Origin of the sequence: Hymenobacter edaphi, from assembly GCF_003258365.1 — a bacterium.
Classification (GTDB): Bacteria; Bacteroidota; Bacteroidia; order Cytophagales; family Hymenobacteraceae; genus Solirubrum; species Solirubrum edaphi.
The window spans coordinates 313265-333543 of the sequence record NZ_QHKM01000001.1; the positions used below are offsets into that span (position 1 = coordinate 313265).

General features: G+C 65.2%; 14 protein-coding genes. 6 read left to right on the top strand and 8 right to left on the bottom strand.

The window, feature by feature from the left end:
- The first annotated feature begins 501 nt into the window (after positions 1-501).
- Positions 502-1692: a galactokinase gene (locus DLM85_RS01175; RefSeq protein WP_133256827.1), complete on the top strand. Its 1191-nt coding sequence runs from the start codon at positions 502-504 to the stop codon at positions 1690-1692.
- A gap of 45 nt (positions 1693-1737) precedes the next feature.
- Here DLM85_RS01175 and DLM85_RS01180 read toward each other — a convergent pair whose 3' ends face one another.
- Together DLM85_RS01180 and DLM85_RS01185 are read right to left on the bottom strand one after the other, a co-directional pair.
- On the bottom strand, positions 1738-2154 hold the full coding sequence (locus tag DLM85_RS01180; RefSeq protein ID WP_111476241.1) for an EamA family transporter: 417 nt from the start codon (positions 2152-2154) through the stop codon (positions 1738-1740).
- Between the two features lie 60 nt (positions 2155-2214).
- Positions 2215-2814, bottom strand: a complete 600-nt coding sequence (locus DLM85_RS01185) for an HD domain-containing protein (RefSeq protein WP_111476242.1) — start codon at positions 2812-2814, stop codon at positions 2215-2217.
- Between the two features lie 121 nt (positions 2815-2935).
- On the opposite strand from DLM85_RS01185, the gene DLM85_RS01190 reads away from it, so the two are divergent.
- Positions 2936-5683 carry a cyclic nucleotide-binding domain-containing protein gene (locus DLM85_RS01190; protein ID WP_111476243.1) on the top strand — a complete coding sequence of 916 codons (2748 nt, stop codon included), beginning with the start codon at positions 2936-2938 and terminating at the stop codon, positions 5681-5683.
- Between the two features lie 178 nt (positions 5684-5861).
- Here DLM85_RS01190 and DLM85_RS01195 read toward each other — a convergent pair whose 3' ends face one another.
- From DLM85_RS01195 to DLM85_RS01210, 4 genes are all read right to left on the bottom strand, one after another.
- Positions 5862-6908 (bottom strand): adenylate/guanylate cyclase domain-containing protein, encoded by a 1047-nt coding sequence (locus tag DLM85_RS01195; protein WP_111476244.1) that lies wholly within the window; start codon positions 6906-6908, stop codon positions 5862-5864.
- Complete coding sequence (locus DLM85_RS01200; protein WP_207890977.1) at positions 6898-7287, bottom strand: response regulator; 390 nt, start codon at positions 7285-7287, stop codon at positions 6898-6900. The genes DLM85_RS01195 and DLM85_RS01200 overlap by 11 nt, the downstream gene beginning before the upstream one ends.
- A gap of 153 nt (positions 7288-7440) precedes the next feature.
- The gene (locus DLM85_RS01205) at positions 7441-8811 is read right to left on the bottom strand and encodes an ATP-binding protein (RefSeq protein WP_111476246.1); all 1371 of its coding nucleotides are present in this window, start codon (positions 8809-8811) and stop codon (positions 7441-7443) included.
- A gap of 18 nt (positions 8812-8829) precedes the next feature.
- On the bottom strand, positions 8830-9141 hold the full coding sequence (locus DLM85_RS01210) for a hypothetical protein (protein WP_133256829.1): 312 nt from the start codon (positions 9139-9141) through the stop codon (positions 8830-8832).
- Between the two features lie 190 nt (positions 9142-9331).
- Here DLM85_RS01210 and DLM85_RS01215 point away from each other — a divergent pair, with 190 nt between their 5' ends.
- Positions 9332-10069, top strand: coding sequence for a hypothetical protein (locus DLM85_RS01215; protein ID WP_133256830.1), 738 nt, complete (start codon positions 9332-9334; stop codon positions 10067-10069).
- Positions 10070-10081: 12 nt separating this feature from the next.
- Here the strand turns inward: DLM85_RS01215 and DLM85_RS01220 are convergent, their stop codons facing one another.
- Positions 10082-11551 carry a glutamate synthase subunit beta gene (locus DLM85_RS01220; protein WP_111476249.1) on the bottom strand — a complete coding sequence of 490 codons (1470 nt, stop codon included), beginning with the start codon at positions 11549-11551 and terminating at the stop codon, positions 10082-10084.
- Positions 11552-11760: 209 nt separating this feature from the next.
- Positions 11761-16281: a glutamate synthase large subunit gene (gene gltB, locus DLM85_RS01225; protein WP_111476250.1), complete on the bottom strand. Its 4521-nt coding sequence runs from the start codon at positions 16279-16281 to the stop codon at positions 11761-11763.
- A gap of 224 nt (positions 16282-16505) precedes the next feature.
- On the opposite strand from gltB, the gene DLM85_RS01230 reads away from it, so the two are divergent.
- The 3 genes from DLM85_RS01230 (at position 16506) to DLM85_RS01240 (ending at position 20158) form a co-directional block, all read left to right on the top strand.
- A complete protein-coding gene (locus DLM85_RS01230; protein ID WP_111476251.1) occupies positions 16506-17012 on the top strand; it encodes a hypothetical protein in 507 nt (168 codons plus the stop codon).
- A gap of 100 nt (positions 17013-17112) precedes the next feature.
- The gene (locus DLM85_RS01235) at positions 17113-18585 is read left to right on the top strand and encodes a CoA-acylating methylmalonate-semialdehyde dehydrogenase (RefSeq protein WP_243635837.1); all 1473 of its coding nucleotides are present in this window, start codon (positions 17113-17115) and stop codon (positions 18583-18585) included.
- A 220-nt stretch (positions 18586-18805) separates the two neighbouring features.
- The gene (locus tag DLM85_RS01240) at positions 18806-20158 is read left to right on the top strand and encodes an aminotransferase class III-fold pyridoxal phosphate-dependent enzyme (RefSeq protein WP_111476253.1); all 1353 of its coding nucleotides are present in this window, start codon (positions 18806-18808) and stop codon (positions 20156-20158) included.
- The last annotated feature ends 121 nt before the right edge of the window (positions 20159-20279 follow it).

Consider the following 20279-nt stretch of genomic DNA (forward strand, 5'->3'; position numbering starts at 1 on the left):
GCTTCGTCAGGTTGTCACTTCGAGCGAAGCCGAGGAACCGAAGGAAGGCGTAGCAAACCTGGCGGGCTAATGGCAGGTAGCCTGCTTCGGGTTGGAGTTACTCTTGGATGTCAGCGCGCGAGATGCCTCGGCTTCGCTCGATACAACGTCCTGCCGTTGTTGCCCCTAACAGCCCGCCAAACAATTCTTTTCCGCAACGCACGCTTGGCACCGAGCCACTAGCTGCCAGCCGGTTGCAGCGCAGCCGATTGCAAAACTCATCGGCTTTCGGCCGTTAGGCTGGGCAGGCTATATCGTCGGCTACTGATTTTCTTGTTATTTTTCCCCGGAAGAGTCTAGCCAGCAGCCAGCAGGGCCCGGCCAGACCTTCCCGCGCGCCCCTTCGTCCGAGCCCACCCCCGAAGGTTGTTACCGTCCCTGTTTCGGCTTTCAACTCCTTCCGCCCGCTGAGCAGCTGCGCCTTGCGTGCTGCCCGGCGCCGGCTTCGACTCCGACTTATTTATGGGTGCCTCTTCGTTGGCCGCCGACCTCGCGGCCGATTTTCAACTGCACTTCGGGGCTGCGCCCGTGGTGGTGCGCGCCCCGGCCCGCGTCACCCTGCTCGGCAAGCACCTGGAGCACTACGAGGGCTGGGTGCTGCCCGCCGCCCTCGACCGCGAAGCCGTGGTGGCCGTGGCCCTGAACCACACGGGCCGGGTGCGCCTCTATTCCTACGACTCCGATGTGATGGTGGAAGCCCCGCTGGCCGCCACCGGTCCGCCCGGCGCCAAGTCGTGGATGTACCGCCTGCTGGGCGTAGCCGCTGGCTTTCAGCAGCTGGGCTTCGCGCTGCCGGGCTTCGACTGCATGTTCGGCGGCAACATCCCGGTGGGGGCGGGGCTCTCGCCGGCCGCCGCCGTGGCCAGCGGCCTGGCCTACGCCCTCAATCACCTGCTGGGGGCCTGCCTCGATGGCCTGGCCCTGGCCCGCTTGGCCCAGCGCGCCGAGTACCTCGAAGCCGACCACCCCGCCGGCCTCATCGACTACGTGGCCGCGCTCTGCGGCAGCCCCGGCCACCTGCCCCGCCTCGACTGCCGCACCCTGCAGGTGGAGCTGCTGCCCTTCGACGCCGCGCAGTACCGCTTCGTGCTCTGCGACGCGGGCATTTCGCGCAGCCGGGCCAGCGCGGGCTACGCCGTGCGCCACCAGGAATGCGCCGCCGGGCTGGCCGTGCTGCGCCGCCACTACCCCGAGCTGCGCGGCCTGCGCGACGTGACGCCCATGCAGCTGCACCGCTACCGCCAGGAAATGGGGGAGTCGGTGTACCGGCGCTGCGCCTTCGTGCTGGCCGAACACCAGCGCGTGGAGCTGGCCGCCATGCACCTGCAGGCCGGCAACGTGCGCGCCCTGGGCCAGCACATGTACGCCGCCCACGCCGGCCTGCGCAACGACTACGCCGTGAGCTGCCCCGAGCTGGACGAGCTGGTGCTCATTGCCCAGGAATTCGCCGGCACGCTGGGGGCCTGCATGCTCGGCGGCCTGAGCAGCTGCACCCTGAACCTGCTGCCCGCCGCCGCCGCCGATGCCTTCGTGCGCCACGTGGCCGCCGCCTACCAGCAGCGCCGCGACGGGGCCCTGGTCACCTACCAGGCCGGCATCAGCCCCGGCGTAGGGCTGATCGACGAAGCCGCGCTGGCCGCCGTGGCGCGCTGAGCCGGGGCGGCGGCCGACTTGGGCTAAACCATGCCGGCTACCTGATTAGCCCCAGATCAGCACCAGGGTGCCCCCGATGATGAGTGCTGCGCCCAGGCCGGTCTGCCAGCTCAGCCGCTCCCCCAGAAACAGCACCGACAACCCGATGGCCAGGGCCACGCTTAGCTTATCCACCGGGGCCACCTGCGAGACGTTGCCCAGCTGCAGCGCCCGGAAGTAGCACAGCCACGACAGCCCCGTCGCCAGGCCCGACAGCCCCAGAAACAGCAGATTGGTGCGGGTGAGCAGCTGCAGCTGCCCCAGTCCGCCCCGCACGTACACCACGGCCCAGGCCAGCACCAGCACGACGGCCGTGCGCACGGCCGTAGCCAGGTTGGAGTCGACGCCCTTGATGCCGATTTTGGCCAGCACGGCCGTCAGGGCGGCGAAGAAAGCGGAGAGCAGCGCGTATATCCACCACATAGGTCGGGGCTGAAAAGGCCGGCCCGCTGTCCGGCACGGGCCTCGGCGGGAAAATGGGTATCAGCCGGCTGCTGCCAACTCGGCCAGGGCGGCCCGCACTTCGGCCAGCCGGAGCTGCTTCTGCGGCTCGCGCAGGCGGGTGGCGGCCGCGGTCCAGTAGCGGTGCTGGCTCAGAAACTCCTGCTGCAGCTCCAGCCAGCCCCGCTTGTCGTAGGCCTGGCCCCGGGCGGCCAGCTCCTGGCGCAGGGTCTGGCTGATGGGCCAGTAGTCGGGGCGGCCGAGGTAGTCCAGGTCGGCGTCGCAGAGCAGGCGGGCCAGCGGCTCGGGGCCGGGCGACTGGGGCATCTGCGTGGCCATGATCAGCCGGCAGATCAGCTCGATGTGGACCTCGGAAAAGCCGAAACCGGGCAGCATCTGGCGGGCCAGCTGGCAGCCGGCGGCCTCGTGGCCCTGGTAAGTAGTGAGGAAGCCCGCGTCGTGGTAGTGGGCGGCGGTGCCGAGCAGGGCCAGCAGCTCGGGGTCGGTCAGGCCCTCGGCGGCGGCCAGCGTTTGGACGGCCGTTACCACGTCGAGGGTGTGGTGCCGGCCGTGGTAGCTAAGGTCGGCGGGCAGGTGGCGGAGCTGGTCGAGCACGTAGGCTTCGGCGCGCGGGCAATCCATCGGCGGCAGCGGGGAAGTAAAGCGGGGGCGTAATTACCGGAAAAATCCGCGTCGGGCCGCGCCGGCCGCTATCTTGCGGTTTCAAATCCGGGCGGCCCGCCGCCCGCTTCACGTATCCGGAATGACACTACTTGCACGCTGGCGCCAGTTGCTGGGCATTCGCGCCGAGGAAGGGCGCACGGTGGGCTTGTTTTTCCTGCACAACTTCCTGCTGGGCATCGGCACCATCCTGGTGTACGTGTCGGCCAACGTCATCCTGCTCGAAAACCACCCCGAGCGCAACCTCCCGCTGGCCTACCTGGCCGCCGCCGGGGCCATGATCGGGGCCGGCCGGATCTACTCCCGCTACGAGCACCACCTGGGCCTGCAACGCGTGGCCGTGCGGGTGCTGCTGGCCAGCCTGGTGCTGACCGGCGTGCTGGCCGCGCTGGTCGCCTGGGGCCACTCGGCCGCTACGGCCGTGGCCATCATGGCCGGCTACCGCGTCATCTACCTGCTCACCAACCTGGAGTTCTGGGGCGTGTCGGCGGTGGTGTTCGACGTGCGCCAGGGCCGGCGGCTGTTCAGCGTCATCAGTTCCGGCGACATGCCCGCCAAGGCCCTGGGCGCCGTGCTGGCCATTCTCATCCATCACCACTCCGACCTGCTCTGGCTGCTGCTCACCGCCTTCGGGGCCTACCTCGGGGCCCTGCTGGTGCTACGCGCCACCGGCCGCGGCCACGCGGTGGAAGTGCGCGAGGCGGCCCGCGCCGCCCGGCAGCAGGCCGTGGCCCCGGCCCTGCAGCGCTGGTTTGGCAGCAGCCGCCTGGTGCTGACGATGTGCCTGGGCATGCTCAGCATTGCCGCCGTCACGGCCGGCATCGAGTACTCGTTTTTTGTCAACGTCAAGCACCGCTTCCACGACCAGGCCACGGTGATGCAGTACGTGGGCTCGGTGCTGGTGGCCGCCTACCTGCTGGCCCTGCTCTTCAAGCTCCTCTTCTCCCGCGCCGCCACCGACCAGGTAGGCGTGCGCCGGATGCTGGTGCTGCTGCCCGGCGTGCTGGCCGCCGCCATGCTGCTGGCCGTCTGGCTCTGGTACGCGCAGGCCGATGAAGGCACCCGGCTGCTGTACTTCTGCGGGGTGTTCGTGACCCTGGAAGTGCTGCGTCGGGCCGTGTTCGACCCGCTGTTTCTCACCCTGTTTCAGCCCCTCTCGCCGCCCGAGCGCCTGCAGGCCCACACCCTGGCCAAGGGCGTGTACGAGCCGCTGGGCCTGGGCCTGGGCGGCCTGCTGCTGCTGGGCCAGCACCTGCGGCCGGGCTTGTCGGCCTGGGCGCCGTTTGTCTGGATGAGCCTGTTCGTGGCCCTGGCCTGGTACTGCCTCTACCGCACCCACGGGCACTACCTGGCCGAGCTGCAGCACGCCCTGCGCCGCCGCTTCTCCGCCGGCCCCGACACGGCCACCACCCTGCGCTGGGCCGCTGCCGCCGATGAGGGCGGCAGCGCCGACCCCGCCTTCGACCCCACCAACTTCGTACCGGCCGAAACCAGCCAGCTCATTGCCGCCCTGCGCGACAAAACCACCCGCCCGGCCGCCACCCAGGCCCTGCTGCAGGGCGGCCCCGCCGTGGTGCCGGCCCTGGCCGAAACCCTGGAAAGTCCCGAGGCCGATGACGCGCTGGTGCGTCGCGTGGCCCTGCTCTGCGCCCGGCTGCCCCTGTCGGCCAGCCACCAGGCCCTCGTCACGCTGGCCTGGCAGCCCAACCTCTTCCGCCGCGAAGCCGCCCTGCGCGCCCTACGCGGCTACACCCCGCAGCCCTCGGAGGCGCCGGTGTTCGAGGCCCTGGTGCAGGAGGAGCTGACGCTGGCCCGGCACCTGCTCACCGGCCTCACCGAGCTGGCCCCCGCCGAGCCGCTGGCCCTGAGCCTGGAGTACGAGCTGATGCGGGTGCAGCAGCGTTTGTTCGGGCTGCTGGGCCAGCTCTACCCGCCCCAGCTCATTGCCGATGCCCAGCGCGGCGTGGCCCAGGCGGCCCGGGAGCGGCAGGCCAACGCCCTCGAAATCCTCGACAACCTGATTCCGCAGCCGGTGTACCAGGCCCTGCAGGCCCTGCTGGAAGTGGCCCCGCCCGCCGCCCGCCTGCGCACCTTCGAGCGGCTGCTCACCTACGACGAGCCCCTGGCCGCCATCGTGCCCACGGTGGTGCGCCGCGGCGAGACGGTCTTTACCGACTGGACCATTGCCCTGGCCCTGGGCCAGTGGCAGCCCACCGCCGCCCTGGCCGATGCCGCCGCCCTGCTCGCCCGCCTTGGCAGCAGTAGCCCGCTGGTGCAGGAGGCCGCCAAGGCCCTGACCCGGCGCGTGCAGCAGCAGGAGCCCGCGCTGTTTGGGCAGCTGCTGGCCCACCAACCCACCCTCGAAACCGTTCTTATGAGCCATTCTGCGCCCGAATCCCGCATTTCCGCCGCCGAGCGGGTGGCCCTGCTCAAGCACACCGCCCTCTTCGCCGCCACCCCCGAAAACGTGCTCAGCAGCATCGTGCCCATCATGAAGGAAGTCAGCTTCGGGGCCGGGGAGCAGATTTTCGCCAAGGGCGACCTGGGCACCTCGCTCTTCATCGTGCAGACGGGCGAGGTGGGCATCTTCTCCGGGGCGCAGCAGCTGGCCACCTTCGGCCCCGGCGACTTTTTCGGCGAGCTGGCCCTGCTCGACGCCGAGCCGCGCTCCGCCTCGGCCGTCACCCAGGGCCCCGTGCTGGCCTTCCGCCTCGACCAGGACGACTTCTACGACGTGATGGAGGAGCGCCCCGAAGTGCTGCGCAACATCCTGCGCGTGCTCTGCCAGCGCCTGCGCCGCCAGAACGAGAAGTCGGTAGCGGCGGGGTAGAGGTTCGTTTTTCGTTGTTGGTTGTTCGTTTTTCGACGAACGGCCCGGCTCCGACGCAAAAGCCCCCGACCGTGCTGGTCGGGGGCTTTTGCGTCGGAGCCGGGCCGATAGGAAGCGTGGTACGTCGTTCGTGAGTCGTCCGACGAAAAGCGAACAACCAACAACGAAAAACGCTCCCCTACGCCACCACCTCGTAAATCATCACCGGCTGGGTCTTGTTTTTCAGCGTCACCTCGTGCAGCGGGCGGCACTGAAACGACTCCTTCACCAGCTCGTAGGTGGCCTCGGTGATGATGACCTGCCCGGGCTGGGCTACCGACTGCAGGCGCTGGCTCACGTTCACCGTGTCGCCGATGACGGTGTAATCCAGGCGCTTGAGCGAGGCCGAGCCGATGTTGCCCGATACCATTTCGCCGGTATTCACCCCGATGCTCACCTGCGGCTGGTACTTGCTGCCGTCGGGCAGGGTGTACTCGTTGGCCTGCACCACCGCGCGCACCGCCAGGGCCGCGTCGATGGCGCGGTCGAGGTGGTACTCGCCGCGGAAGACGGCCATCACCGCGTCGCCCATGAACTTGTCGACGTGGCCGTGCTGGGCAATGATTTCCCGCACCATCTGGTCGAAGTAGGTATTGAGCATGCCCACGATGTCGCCGGCGGGCAGTACTTCCGAGAGGCTGGTGAAGCCGCAGATGTCGATGAACACCACGCTGGCCTGCACCGTCTCGCTCACCATCAGCGTGTGCTCAAACTCGGGCCGGGCCATCACGTTCAGCACCGTCTCGTCGACGTACATGCGCAGGATGTTGTTTTCCTGGATGGCGCGCAACGTGTCGCGCAGCTGCTGCACGTGCTGGGCGGTCTTGTCCATGGTGGTTTCCAGGTCGGCGAAGTCCACCGGCTTGGTCACGAAGTCGAAGGCGCCGCGGTTCATGGCGGTGCGGATGTTCTGCATGTCGCCGTAGGCCGAGACCATCACCGTTTTCACCACCGGGTTGGCCTCCTGCAGCTTGGTGAGCAGCGTGAGGCCGTCCATCACCGGCATGTTGATGTCGGAGAGGATAATGTCGGTATCGGGGTGCTGGGTGAGGGCGCGGAGGGCTTCCTGCCCATTGGCGGCAAATATGAACTCGTAGACGTTTTCGCGGATTTTGCGCCGGAACTTCTGCTTGATGAGCAGCTCCAGGTCCGCCTCGTCGTCGACGACCAGAATCTTAGTTTTCATGCGGTTCCATGGCGGCCAGCTTGGCCTTGAGGGCGGCAAAATCGACGGGTTTGGTCAGGAAGTCATTGGCCCCGAGGCGCAGGGCCTGGTCGTGGCTTTCCTGGTCGCCGTAGGCCGTAATCATCATCACCTGCGGGGGCGGCGGGGCGGGGTACTCCTCGCGGATGTGGCGCAGCAGCTCCAGCCCGCTCATGCCGGGCATGTTGATATCGGAGAGGATCAGCACGACTTCCGAGGCGTGGGCGTGCAGGTAATCCAGGGCTTCTTCGCCGGAGTAGGCAAAGGAAAAGGCGAACTGCCCGCTGCGGATTTCGCGCCGGAACCGCTGCTCAAACAGCGTGCGGACGTCCGCCTCGTCGTCGACCACCAGTATCTTCATCATAGCAAGCAAAGCTAGGGCAATTCGATGTAGCGCGAACTTTTAGTTCGCGTTTTCTGAAACGACCTCTTGAACCGCTAACGCAACAACATCAGCAACGATACGCGAACTGAAAGTTGGCTTCGCCGACCTTCGGTTCGCGCTACACTCGCGCTACGCCGGCAGGGTGATGATAAACTCGGTGCCCTGGCCGGCGGCGCTTTCCACCTCGATGGTGCCGCCGTGGCCCTTCGTGACGATGTCGTAGCTCAGGGAGAGGCCCAGGCCGGTGCCTTCGCCGGTGGGCTTGGTGGTGAAGAAGGGCTGGAAAATCTTCTGCCGCACGTCCTCCGGGATACCCGTGCCGTTGTCCTGCACCCGGATTTCGATGTCGCCCTGCGCGTTGCGGCGGGTGGCCACGCTCACGGTGGGCACGAAGCCGGCGCCGGCGGCTTCCTGGCGCTTCTGCACGGCGTAAAAGGCGTTGGTAAACAAATTCAGCAGCACCCGCCCCAGGTCCTGCGACACGGCCTCGATGCTGCCCACGGCCGGGTCGAAGAAGGTGGTGATGGTGGCGTTGAAGGCCTTGTTTTTGGCCCGCAGGCCGTGGTAGGCCAGGCGCAGGTACTCGTCGGCCAGCTGGTTGAGGTCGGTGGGCTGCCGCTCGCCGGTGCTCTGCCGGGAGTGCTCCAGCATGCCGCGCACGATGCTGGCGGCCCGCTGCCCGTGGTGGTGAATCTTCTCCAGGTTCTGCTTGAGGTCCTGCAGCAGCTCGGCCTCCAGGTCCGGGTCGCGGTCGGGGCGCTGCTGCTCCTCCAGCAGCTCCTGCACCAGCTCGGCCGACACGTCGGAGAAGTTGGTGACGAAGTTGAGCGGGTTCTGGATTTCGTGGGCAATGCCGGCGGTCAGCTCGCCCAGCGAGGCCATCTTCTCGCTCTGAATCAGCTGGTCCTGGGTGATTTTTAGCTCGTCGAGGGCGTGCTGCAGCTCCTGGGTCTGCTGGGTAAGCGTGGCGGTGCGCTCGGCCACCATGCGCTCCAGCTGGCTGTTTTCGGCCTCGATGCGCCGCTTATCCTCAGCCTCTTTTTCCCGCTCCAGCCGCTCCCGCTCCAAGTGCTTTTTCTGGTTGCGGGCGATGAGCACGAAGGTCACCAGCCAGATGATGGTGAAGCCCTGGGAGGTTTCGAATACATCGTCGTAGCTCTTGAGCAGGCTTTTGCCGAAGGCGGCCACCAGCAGCTCCACCAGCGAGTAGGCCACGAACGGGGCCAGGGCCAGCACCAGGGTGCGGGCGGGGCGGTGGTCCTGGCAGCGCAGCAGCACGTAGAGCACCACCCCGAAGATGAACAGCTGGTACACTTCGTCGAGCAGGTGGGAGTCCCAGCCCACCGACAGGGCCAGCAGGGCCACGCCCGGCGCCCAGATCCAGTCGAGCAGGCGGTTGAGGCGGGGCAGGCGGGTGGGCAGATCCAGCAGCTGCCGCAGCCAGCGCACGGCTACCAGGCTCAGCCCAATAGGAATGACGAGGGAGGTATTGACGTCCATAGCGGCCGGGCAGGGAAGTTAGTTTTTCTTGGGTTCGGACGAAGCTTCATCCTTTTTGCCGGATAGCAGCTGCGGCAGCGGCACCGTAAACACCAGCACCGGGTTGCTGGTGCGCGGGGCCGATTTGCCGGCGGGCTTGTCGTCCTTGCTCAGCAGCCGCATGGCGTAGCCCACGGCCGTGGGCAGGGTCACGCGCAAGGTCATGACCTGCTGGGCCGTGGCCGGCTGGGCGGCCGGCGGTGCGGGCTCCGGCCGGGTCTGGGCCCGGGCCGAGGTGGCCGCCAGCAGGAGCAGGGCAAGCAGCAGAAACAACCGGTGGCTGACAGACATTAAAAAGCTATTGGCGGCCAAAGATGCGACTATATGCGAAGCGGCACCAAAGCCGAAGCCCGGTGCCGCCGAATTAGATTCGAAAAGGTGCGGGGCCGTTGCCTGGGCGGCGGGTATTTGGGGGGGCTGGTGGCTAGTGGGGTAGAGCGTCCCTAGAATATCGGTAGCTTGTCGAACTACCTTGATACTCATGACCGACAAATCAAGCCGCGAGCTTTATCTGCTGGAGAGGTTTCTGCCTCAGTTGTTTCCCAATGAAGAGTATTCACTAACGCAGCCACTGCCACCATTGCCAGATGTGGTGGTGGAATTGAATAGCCGACGAATCGGTATTGAAATAACCGATCTGATACCAGATGAGGAAGCTCGACGTCAGGAGAAGCTTCAAGACATGATATTGCGGGAAGCGCAGCGGGCTTTCGAGAATAAATGTGAGCTGCCGCTCCACGTCACAGTTGATTTCTCGCCAGCAATTACCCAAAAAGGGATTCAGCGTCAGCAAGTAGGGCAGCAGCTGGCAGATATCATCTGGCAGTCAGTTGAGTCTGTAAAAGACCAGCCGGGTAATCAGGACCAGTTTTATATCCAAATAGAGAGGCAGCATGACGCCTATTTTCACGACATAGGTGTCTTCTACCTTAACCGAATTACGGATGCCTGCTGGTCACCTATAACGTCGTTCTGGGTGCCGGCAGCACCGATAGATTCTATCCAGGAAATCATTCGGCGCAAGAGCCAGAATGTGCCCGGCTACCTGTCCGGGTGCGACGAAGTATGGCTGCTAATTCTTGAAACGGGCAGTCCATCGTCGTATTTCGACCATTACGAGCAACTGCGAGAAAGCACCTTCGATAGTGCTTTCTCGCGCACGTTGGTTGGGCGAATTAGTCATGCTGAAATCGTTGAATTGAAGTCAGAAGCGCAATAATCCCGCTTCACACTACGCCCACATCCCCACCGCGTTCTTGCTGGGCAGCGCCGTTTTGCCCATCAGAAACTGGTCGACCTGCCGGGCGGCTTCGCGGCCTTCCGAAATGGCCCAGACCACCAACGACTGCCCGCGGCGCATGTCGCCGGCCACGAACACCTTCGCCACGCTGGTCTGGTAGTCCTGCTCCGAGGCCCGCACGTTGCCGCCCTCATCCAGGGCCGCGCCGAGTTGCTGGAGCAGGCCGCCCGGCTCGGGGCCGGTGAAGCCCAGGGCCAGCAGCACCCGCTGGGCCGGAATTTCGCGCGCCGAGCCCTCGATTTCCTGAAAGCCCAGGCGCCGGCCCAGCACGTCGGTTTCCCAGCTGATGTCGGACACCAGCAGGGCGCGCACCCGGCCGTCGGCGTCGCCCAGGAAGGCCTTGGTTTTGATGCCCCAGTAGCGCTGGCAGCCTTCCTCATGCGAGGTGCTGCTGCGGAAGATGGCCGGTTCCAGCGGCCAGGGCGTGTGGGCGGGCCGCTCGGCGGCGGGCTCGTTCATCTGGGCAAACTGCGTGACCGAGCGGGCCTGCTGCCGGTTGGCCGTGCCCACGCAGTCGGAGCCGGTGTCGCCGCTGCCGATGACCACCACGTCTTCGCCCGTTACCAGCAGTTCCTCCCCTTCGATGGGCAGGCCGGCTACGCGGCGGTTGTGCTGCGTCAGGTACGGCATGGCGAAATGGATGCCCGCCAGCTCCCGGCCGGGAATAGGCAGGTCGCGCGGGGCCAGGGCGCCGCCGGCCAGCACCACCGCGTCGAAACCTTGCAGCAGCTCCGTGGCGGGCAGGTCGCGGCCGATTTCCACGCCGCAGCGGAACTGCACGCCGTCCTGCGCCAGTAGCTCGATGCGGCGGTCGATAACCCATTTTTCCAGCTTGAAATCGGGCACGCCGTAGCGCAGCAGCCCGCCGGGACGGTCGTCGCGCTCAAACACCGTCACCGCGTGCCCGGCCTTCACCAGCTGGGCCGCTGCCGCCAGCCCCGCCGGCCCCGAGCCCACCACCGCTACCGTCTTGCCCGACTTGAGCACCGGCGCCGTGGGCCGCACGTAGCCCTTGGCGAAGGCTAATTCGATGATGTGCTTCTCGATTTCCTCGATGGCCACCGGCGCCCGGTTGATGCTCAGCACGCAGGCCGCCTCGCAGGGCGCGGGGCAGATGCGGCCGGTGAATTCGGGAAAGTTGTTAGTCGACGCGAGGATCTGGTAGGCCTGCTCCCAGTCCTGCCGGTGCACGGCCTCGTTGAACTCCGGGATGATGTTGCCCAGCGGGCAGCCCGAGTGGCAGAATGGAATGCCGCAGTTCATGCAGCGGGCAGCCTGCACGGTCAGTTGCGCCTCTTCGTAGCGGCCCACAAACTCTTGGTTGTGCTGCACGCGCTCCTGCGGGGCCGCCTTGGGGGGCAGCTCACGGGCAAATTCCTTGAAACCGGTGATGTGTGCCATGTGCGCCTCACCCCCCGGCCCCTCTCCTTGGGGAGGGGGGCAGCCTGACGACTGCGGGAGGCTAGTTTTTTGTCGTTGATGAATGATTTTGAAGAGGTGCTAATCCGCTCGTCACCTCAGCTGCCGTCCGCATGCTGATGTAGTAGAGCGCCGTTGCGGCCGGTTGGCACCTCCTCTCCTTTTTTGGAGAGGGGCTGGGAGTGAGGCGCCTACCGCTCGGCCGGCTCGTACCGGGCCGCCTGCAGCACCTTTTTGTACTCCGAGGGAAACACCTTCACGAAGCGGCTGGCTTCCTCGGGCCAGTTGTCGAGCAGGAAGGCGGCCAGCCGGGAGCCGGTGAGCTGCTGGTGGCGCTGCAGCAGCTGCCGAATCTGGTCTTCGTCGTCGGCGTCGAGCGGGTCCAGCTCCACCATTTCCCGGTTGCAGTTGGCGGGGAAGCTCCCGTCCGGGTCGTACACCCAGGCTAGGCCCCCGCTCATGCCGGCGGCGAAGTTGCGCCCGGTGCGGCCCAGGATGAGGGCCCGGCCGCCGGTCATGTACTCGCAGCCGTGGTCCCCCACGCCTTCCACCACCGCCGTGGCCCCGGAGTTGCGCACCGCAAACCGTTCCCCGGCCTGCCCGCGCACGAACAGCTCCCCGGAGGTAGCCCCGTACAAGGCCACGTTGCCGATGATGATGTTCTGCTCGGGCACGTAGCGCGCTCCGGGCGGCGGACCGATAACCAGCTGCGCCCCGCTCAGGCCCTTGCCCACGTAGTCGTTGGCCTCGCCTTCAAGCTTGAAGGACAGCCCTTTGGCGCAGAACGCCCCGAAGCTCTGCCCCGCCGAGCCGCGGAACGTGTAGTTGATGGTATCGGCGGGCAGCCCCGCGCCCTGGTAGCGCTTGGTTACCTCGTTCGAGAGCAAGGTGCCGATGGTGCGGTCGGTGTTGTGCACCCCGAACGTGGCGAAGACCGGAACCCGCTCGTTCAGCGCCGATTCGGCTTGCGCCAGCAGCTGCCAGTCGAGGATGTGGCTCAGGCCGTGGTCCTGCGCCTCGCTCTGATACAAGGTTCCGCCCGAGGGGTTGGGCACCGGTTGCAGCAGGTCGGTCAGGTCCAGAGTGCGGGCCTTCCAGTGCGTCAGGTTCTCGCGCACCTTCAGAAACTGCGGCCGGCCCACCATTTCCTGCACCGTGCGGAAGCCCAGTTCGGCCATGATTTCGCGCAGCTCCTCGGCCAGGAAGCGGAACAGGCTGACGATGTGCTCGGGCTGGCCGGTGAAGAGCTTGCGCAGCTCCGGGTCCTGCGTCGCCACGCCCACCGGGCAGGTGTTCAGGTGGCACTTACGCATCAGGATGCAGCCGCCCGCAATCAGGGCGGCCGTGGCCACGCCCCATTCCTCGGCGCCGAGCAGGGCCGCCACGGCCAGGTCGCGGCCGGTTTTCACCTGCCCGTCGGCCTGCAGCACCACCCGGCTGCGCAGCTGGTTGCGCACCAAGGTCTGGTGGGCTTCGGCCAGGCCCAGCTCCCAGGGCAGCCCGGCGTGCTTGATGGAGCTGATAGGGGAGGCGCCGGTGCCGCCGTCGTAGCCGGCAATCAGGATGACGTCGGCGTGGGCCTTGGCGACGCCGGCCGCAATAGTGCCCACCCCGGCCTTCGACACCAGCTTCACGCTGATGCGGGCCGCGCGGTTGGCGTTCTTGAGGTCGAAGATGAGCTGGGCCAAATCCTCGATGGAGTAGATGTCGTGGTGGGGCGGGGGCGAGATGAGCCCGACCCCGGGCGTGGCGTGGCGCACCCGGGCAATCCACTCGTCCACCTTGTGGCCCGGCAGCTGCCCGCCCTCACCGGGCTTGGCGCCCTGGGCCATCTTGATCTGCAGCTCGTCGGCGTTGGTCAGGTACTGGGCCGTCACGCCGAAGCGGGCCGAGGCCACTTGCTTGATGGCCGAGCGCATGGAGTCGCCGTTGGGGAGCCGCTCGTAGCGCATCGGGTCCTCGCCGCCCTCGCCGGTGTTGCTCTTGCCGCCGATGCGGTTCATGGCAATGGCCAGGGTGCTGTGCGCCTCGTGCGAGATGGAGCCAAACGACATGGCCCCGGTGGCAAAGCGCCGCATGATGTTTTCGGCCGGTTCGACCTCTTCGAGCGGAATAGCGGGCCGGTGCCGGGCAAAGTCCAGCAGCCCGCGCAGCGTGAACAGCCGCTCCTGCTGCTCGTTCACGAGGCGGGCGTAGCGTCGGTACACTTCGTAATTGTTCGTGCGGGTGGCGTGCTGCAGCAGGTGCACGGTTTCGGGATTGAACATGTGCGCCTCCCCGCGCCGCCGCCACTGGTACACCCCGCCCTCCGGCAGCAGCGGCTGCTCCTCCGCCGACGAGGCCTTGAAGCCCTGAAACTGCTTGTAGAGCGTCTCCCGCGCTATTTCATCCAGCCCCAGCCCGCCGATGCGCGTCACCGCCCCGGTGAAATACCGGTTGACTACCGCCTGGTTGATACCCAGAATTTCAAACACCTGCGCGCCCTGGTACGACTGCAGGGTGCTGATGCCCATCTTCGAGAAAATCTTCAGCAGCCCGTCGCACACCGCCTTGATGTAGTTCTGCCGCAGCTTTTCGGCGTCGAGGCTGGTGCGCAGCTGCCCGCCCGCGTGCATGGTCTGCACCGTCGACAGCGCCAGGTACGGGTTGATGGCCGTGGCCCCGAAGGCCAGCAGACAGGCGAAATGGTGGACTTCCCACACGTCGCCGGCCTCCACCACCAGGCCCACCGAAGCACGGTTGCCCAGCCGGATCAGGTGGTGGTGCACCGCCGACACGGCCAGCAAGGACGGAATCGGAGCGTGCTTGGAGTCCACGGCGCGGTCGGATAGGATGAGCACCTCGAAGCCGTCCCGCACCGCGTCCTCGGCGTAGCGGCACAGGCGGGCCAGGCCGTCGGCCAGGGCGCCGGGCTGCCCGTCGGCCTTGAAATAGGTCTGCAGGGTTTTGGCGTTGAACAGCCCCGTGTCGATGCTGCGCAGCTTTTCCAGCTCGTGGTTGGTCAGCACCGGCTGGCGCAGGGCCACGCAGTGGCAGTGCATCTTGTCCTCGTCGAGGATGTTACCATTGTTGCCGATAAAGGTGGCCAGGCTCATCACCAGCCGCTCCCGGATCGGGTCGATGGGCGGGTTGGTGACCTGGGCAAAAAACTGCTTGAAGTAGCTCGACAGGTGCTGGGGCTGGTCCGACAGCACCGCCAGCGGCACGTCCACGCCCATCGAGCCGATGGGTTCCTTGCCCTCCAGCGCCATCGGCGTAATCAGCGTGTCGATATCCTCGCGGGTGTAGCCGAACACCTGGTGGTACTTGAACACTGCGTCGGCCGCCAGGTCCGTAAACACCTGCCGGGGCTCGGGCAGCTCCTCCAGCCGAATCTGGTATTCCGCCAGCCACTGCCCGTACGGCTGCTGCCGCGCCGCCTGGGCCTTCAGCTCCTCGTCGGTGATAATCTTGCCCGCCCGCGTGTCAATGAGCAGCATCTTGCCCGGCTGCAAACGGCCTTTCTTGGTGATAATGCTTTCTTCGAGCGGCAGCACGCCGGTTTCGGAGGCTACCAGCACCCGGCCGTCGTCGGTGAGGGTGTAGCGCAGGGGGCGCAGGCCGTTGCGGTCCAGCATAGCCCCGAGCAGGTGGCCGTCGGTAAACAGCAGCGCGGCCGGACCGTCCCAGGGCTCCATAAACGTGGCGTGAAACTCGTAGAAGGCCTTTTTCAGCGGGTCCATCTGCTCGTTGCCGTCCCAGGCTTCGGGCACCAGCATCATCAGCACGTGCGGCAAGGGCCGGCCCGAGTGCAGCAGCACCTCCACGATGTTGTCGAGGCAGGCCGAGTCCGACTGCTGGCTGTCGATAACCGGCAGCAGCATGTCCATTTCCGCCCGCGTGAAGTAGGGCGACACGTAGCTGCGCACCCCGGCGTAAAACCAGTTCAGGTTGCCCCGCAGCGTGTTGATTTCGCCGTTGTGGGCCAAATGCCGGAACGGCTGGGCCAGCTTCCACGAGGGCAGCGTGTTCGTCGAAAAGCGCGAGTGCACCATCCCGAACGCCGACGTGACCCGCGCATCCGACAAATCCGGGAAGTAGCTGCGCACCTGGCTGGTCCGCAGCTGCCCCTTATAGACGATATTCTGGCTCGACAGCGACGTGAAGTAAAAGTCATCAGCCGTTGGCACTGTTTCGGCCACCGTCTTGGTGATGAAGCGCCGCAGCACGTACAGCTTCCGCTCGAAATCCTCGGCCGTAGCCAGCCCCGGCGGCCGCAGCACGAACACCTGCTCAATGCTCGGTTCCGCCGCCAGGGCCGTCGGGCCGATGCCGGCGGGGTTCGTGGGTACTGGTCGATACCCGAGGATGGGCAGGCCCAGCTGCTTACCCGCCGCGTTGATGATTTGGCGGCAGGCGGTTTGCGCCGTGGCGTCCTTGGGTAGAAACAGCATGCCCACGCCGTAGCCGCCGGGCTCGGGCAGCCGGATGCTCAGGGCGGTGCATTCTTCGAGCAGAAACCAGTGGGGGAGTTGGAGCAGCAGCCCGGCGCCGTCGCCGGAATCTGCGTCGCAGCCGCAGGCGCCGCGGTGCTCCATGTTTTCCAACATGGTCAGCGCGTCGCTGATGATCTGGTGCGACTTCTGCCCGTTCAGGTACGCGATGAATCCCGTCCCACAGGCGTCGTGCTCGAACTCCGGGCGGTAGAGGCCCAGGGAAGGAGTTGGCGTCATTGGTAGCTAGTGCTAAGCGGGAATGCGGTAGGCAGGAGCGGAGCGAATCAGTAAGGTAGGATTCCTGGCGTTAGCAGACAACGAGTGCCACCGCTTGGGTATTAACTTTTTGTCATGGATACCTATTCGCCCAACATTCAGTAGCTTAAAAGCTGAACTTGACCGCCGTGCCAACTCCTGCAAAATTCACGTTTGCTACGTCACTGACGCTTAACCTGTATGCTATGAGCATGGCGCTGCCCTTTGTGTTGCTCGTCATGGCCTCCCAACCTAAGGGCCTCGGCATTGGTGTGCTGTTGCTTGACTTCCTTGCGTTGTGTACCTTGTTGATTACCAGTATTATAATTACTGTTAAGGCCTGGAAGCGTGGGCGCGGGTGGCTTTATTCCGTTGGCGCAGTAGCAGCGGTGGTGCTGTTCTTTCTGTGCGTCAAGCCCATCCGCAAAACAGTGGACTACTTCGGGTTCAAACTCAAGCAGCGCCATCTAGAGGTGCTGGTGCTGAATCCGAATAATTCCCAGCAACTAGATGCCACTGGAATCATGCGCGTCGAAACGTCCCAGCCCGGCGTGCTTTTGTTCGTGGAAGATGGGGAGGCAAGTTACCAGTACTGGGGTGTGGCCTACTCCCCAATGGATAAAAAACCGAGCAGTCGTTACTTGGCCCATAAGCTGTATTACTGGCACCATCTGGAAGGTCACTGGTACAGTTGGGCACGGTATGATGATTGATAAATATTCTAGATAGCGACGATTTTTTGCAAAATTTTCAAAAATAGCTTGCACGTGTGCCGCAAACCCATTACTTGCATCGGCTTAACAATTCGGTAACATGGAAGTCGCAGTTTTGAAGTACCCGGCGGTCCGCAACTACGTCGCTGGTCAGTTTGTCGAAGACGCCGGGGCCCGCGCCCTCGACGTGTACAGCCCGCTCACCGGCGGAGTGATTTCTACGGTGCCCTTGTCGGGCGCTGCTGCCCTGGACAAAGCCGTCGAGGCCGCCAAAGCCGTGTTTCCCGCCTGGTCGGCCATGCCGATCAAGGAGCGGGTGCAGATTTTCTACCGCTACAAAACCCTGCTGGAGCGCGACATGAAGGCCCTGGCCGACCTGGTGCAGGAGGAAAACGGCAAGACCTTCGACGAAGCCCGCGCCGAAGTGGAAAAGGCCATCGAACTGACCGAGTTTGCCTGCTCCATGCCCCAGTTGATTCAGGGCGAGTTTCTGGAAGTGAGCAAGGGCGTGGAAGCCCGGGTGGAGCGCAAGCCCCTGGGCGTAGTGGCCAGCATCGCGCCCTTCAACTTCCCCAACATGGTGCCGCACTGGACCATCCCCAACGCCCTGGTGCTCGGCAACTGCATGATCCTCAAGCCCTCGGAAGTAGTGCCGCTGAGCGCCGGCCGCATTGCCGAGCTGCTGAAAGAAGCCGGCCTGCCCGACGGCGTGCTCAACATCGTGCACGGCGACCGGGAAATCGTGGAAGCCATCTGTGACCATCCGGGCATCGAGGCCGTGTCGTTCGTGGGTTCCACCAAGATTGCCAAGGTGGTCTACATCCGCGCTACCTCGAACCTGAAGCGCTGCGTAGCCCTCGGCGGGGCCAAAAACCACCTGATGGTGCTGCCCGATGCCCACCCCGACATGACCGCCTCCAACGTGGCCGCCTCGATGTCGGGCTGCGCGGGGCAGCGCTGCATGGCCGGCTCCACGATGGTCGGAGTAGGGGCCGTCGACCACATCGTGCAGAAACTGGTGGACGAGGCCCGCAAAATCGTGCCCGGGCAGAACCTGGGCTCGGTTATCAGCAAGGAAGCCAAGGAGCGTATCGAAAAGCACATCACCGAGGCTGAGGCTGCCGGCGCCAAGGTGCTGCTCGACGGCCGAGGCGCCCGCGTGGAAGGCCATGAGGACGGCTACTACGTGGGCCCCACCGTGGTCGACTACGTGACGCCCGACATGCGCATTGCCCAGGAAGAAGTGTTCGGTCCGGTGCTGGCCATCCTGCGCACCAATACGCTGGACGAGGCGCTGGCCATCGAAAACGCCAACCCCTACGGCAACGCGGCGGCGGTATTCACCCAAAGCGGCAGCATGGCGCGCTACGTGATGGACCACGCCAACGCCGGCATGATTGGCGTCAACATCGGCGTGCCGGTGCCGCGGGAGCCGTTTTCCTTCGGCGGCTGGAACGAGTCGAAGTTCGGCGCCTGCGACATCACCGGCAAAAGCTCCATCGAATTCTGGACCCAGCTCAAGAAAACCACGACCAAGTGGAACCCCGAGTCGCGGGTAAACTGGATGAGCTAGCACGGCTTCGTAAGAACGTCATGCTGAGCCTGTCGAAGCATCTCTACCGCTTCGTTGAATAAACCCAGACGAAGCGGTAGAGATGCTTCGACAGGCTCAGCATGACGGCCTGAATTATTACTGAGTGATTGTAGGCAGTAATAATTATTCGCCGCTTTTTTGCCTACATTTAAAGAACGCCGCAATGCGTTCCTGTTCCCCTTTTCTTCCACAGCCAACAATGGAAACGTTTACCGAAACCGACAAGGAGCAAATCCTGCGGGATAATCTGGACCATACCCTGTTTTCCTGGTCGAAACAGGCCGGGCTGAACCCGATCAGTGCCGAGCGTGCCGAGGGCGTGTATCTGTGGGACCGGGACGGTAAGCGCTACATCGATTTCTCGTCGCAGCTGATGAACGTCAACATCGGCCACGGCAACCAGAAAGTGACCGAAGCAGTGGCCGCCCAGATGCGGGAGCTGAGCTACGTGTACCCCGGCATGATTACCAAGGCCCGGGGGGATTTGGGCAAGCGGTTGGCGGAAATCACCGCGCCGAACCTGACCAAGGCCTTCTTCACTCTGGGCGGGGCCGAGGCCATTGAAAACGCCATCAAGCTGGCCCGCATCTACACCGGCCGGCACAAGATTGTGTCGCTGTACCAGTCGTTTCACGGCGCTTCGTACGGGGCCATCAGCGTGGGCGGCGACCCGCGCAAGTTCGCCGTCGACTCGCAGGCCATGCCCGGCACGGTGCACGTCGAAAACCCCTACTTCTACCGCTGCCCCTGGTACAGCAGCACGCCCGAGGAGTGCGCCGAGCGGGCCGCCGCGGCCATGGAGCGCATCATCGGCTACGAGAATCCCGGCAGCGTGGCGGCCATCGTGCTGGAGGGCGAGTCGGGCACCTCGGGCTGCATCAAGTACCCGCCCGGCTACTGGCAGCGGGTGCGCGAAATCTGTGATAAACACGGCATCCTGCTCATTGCCGACGAGGTCATGTCCGGTTTCGGGCGCACCGGCAAGTGGTTCGGCTCCGACCACCACGGCGTGAAAGTCGACCTGATGTGCATGGCCAAGGGCATCACCGCCGGCTACCTGCCCCTGGGCGCCGTAATGGTGGACGACGCCATTGCCCACTACTTCGACGAGCGGCCGCTGCCGCTGGGCCTCACGTACTCGGCCCACCCCGTATCCTGCGCCGCCGCCGCGGCCGTGCTCGATATCTACGAGGAGGAAAATATGCTGCAGAACGTGCAGGAGCTGGGCCACTACCTCGACGCCCGCGTCTGCGACCTGATGGGCCAGCACCCGAGCATCGGCGACTGGCGCAACACCGGCCTCTTCGGCTGCCTGGAGCTGGTGAAAAACCGCGACACCAAGGAGCCCATGGCGCCCTGGAACGCCACGGCCGAGCAGATGGCGGTGATGAACCAGGTGGCGGCCAAAATCCGGGAGCTGGGCATGTACACCTTCGTGCGCTGGAACCTCATCTTCATCGCGCCCCCGCTCAACATCACCAAAGACGAGCTGGACCAAGGCCTCGATATTATTTCCCAGGCCCTGCGCATCGCCGATCAGCACGTAAATTAATCGGCGCTGTAACATGCAATTCAGGAGTCAATTCAGGCTCCTGAATTTTCAGTCGCAATAATTATTGGTAGTGTTTGTCGTCTCGCACTGCGCGGGGTAGGGTGGCTATTTTCTGCGCGGT

Bases quoted from the DNA above. Each gene is read 5' to 3' on its own strand.
- DLM85_RS01175 (WP_133256827.1), top strand. From the start codon at position 502: ATGGGTGCCTCTTCGTTGGCCGCCGACCTCGCGGCCGATTTTCAACTG.
- DLM85_RS01180 (WP_111476241.1), bottom strand. From the start codon at position 2,154: ATGTGGTGGATATACGCGCTGCTCTCCGCTTTCTTCGCCGCCCTGACG.
- DLM85_RS01185 (WP_111476242.1), bottom strand. From the start codon at position 2,814: ATGGATTGCCCGCGCGCCGAAGCCTACGTGCTCGACCAGCTCCGCCAC.
- DLM85_RS01190 (WP_111476243.1), top strand. From the start codon at position 2,936: ATGACACTACTTGCACGCTGGCGCCAGTTGCTGGGCATTCGCGCCGAG.
- DLM85_RS01195 (WP_111476244.1), bottom strand. From the start codon at position 6,908: ATGAAAACTAAGATTCTGGTCGTCGACGACGAGGCGGACCTGGAGCTG.
- DLM85_RS01200 (WP_207890977.1), bottom strand. From the start codon at position 7,287: ATGAAGATACTGGTGGTCGACGACGAGGCGGACGTCCGCACGCTGTTT.
- DLM85_RS01205 (WP_111476246.1), bottom strand. From the start codon at position 8,811: ATGGACGTCAATACCTCCCTCGTCATTCCTATTGGGCTGAGCCTGGTA.
- DLM85_RS01210 (WP_133256829.1), bottom strand. From the start codon at position 9,141: ATGTCTGTCAGCCACCGGTTGTTTCTGCTGCTTGCCCTGCTCCTGCTG.
- DLM85_RS01215 (WP_133256830.1), top strand. From the start codon at position 9,332: ATGACCGACAAATCAAGCCGCGAGCTTTATCTGCTGGAGAGGTTTCTG.
- DLM85_RS01220 (WP_111476249.1), bottom strand. From the start codon at position 11,551: ATGGCACACATCACCGGTTTCAAGGAATTTGCCCGTGAGCTGCCCCCC.
- gltB (WP_111476250.1), bottom strand. From the start codon at position 16,281: ATGACGCCAACTCCTTCCCTGGGCCTCTACCGCCCGGAGTTCGAGCAC.
- DLM85_RS01230 (WP_111476251.1), top strand. From the start codon at position 16,506: ATGAGCATGGCGCTGCCCTTTGTGTTGCTCGTCATGGCCTCCCAACCT.
- DLM85_RS01235 (WP_243635837.1), top strand. From the start codon at position 17,113: ATGGAAGTCGCAGTTTTGAAGTACCCGGCGGTCCGCAACTACGTCGCT.
- DLM85_RS01240 (WP_111476253.1), top strand. From the start codon at position 18,806: ATGGAAACGTTTACCGAAACCGACAAGGAGCAAATCCTGCGGGATAAT.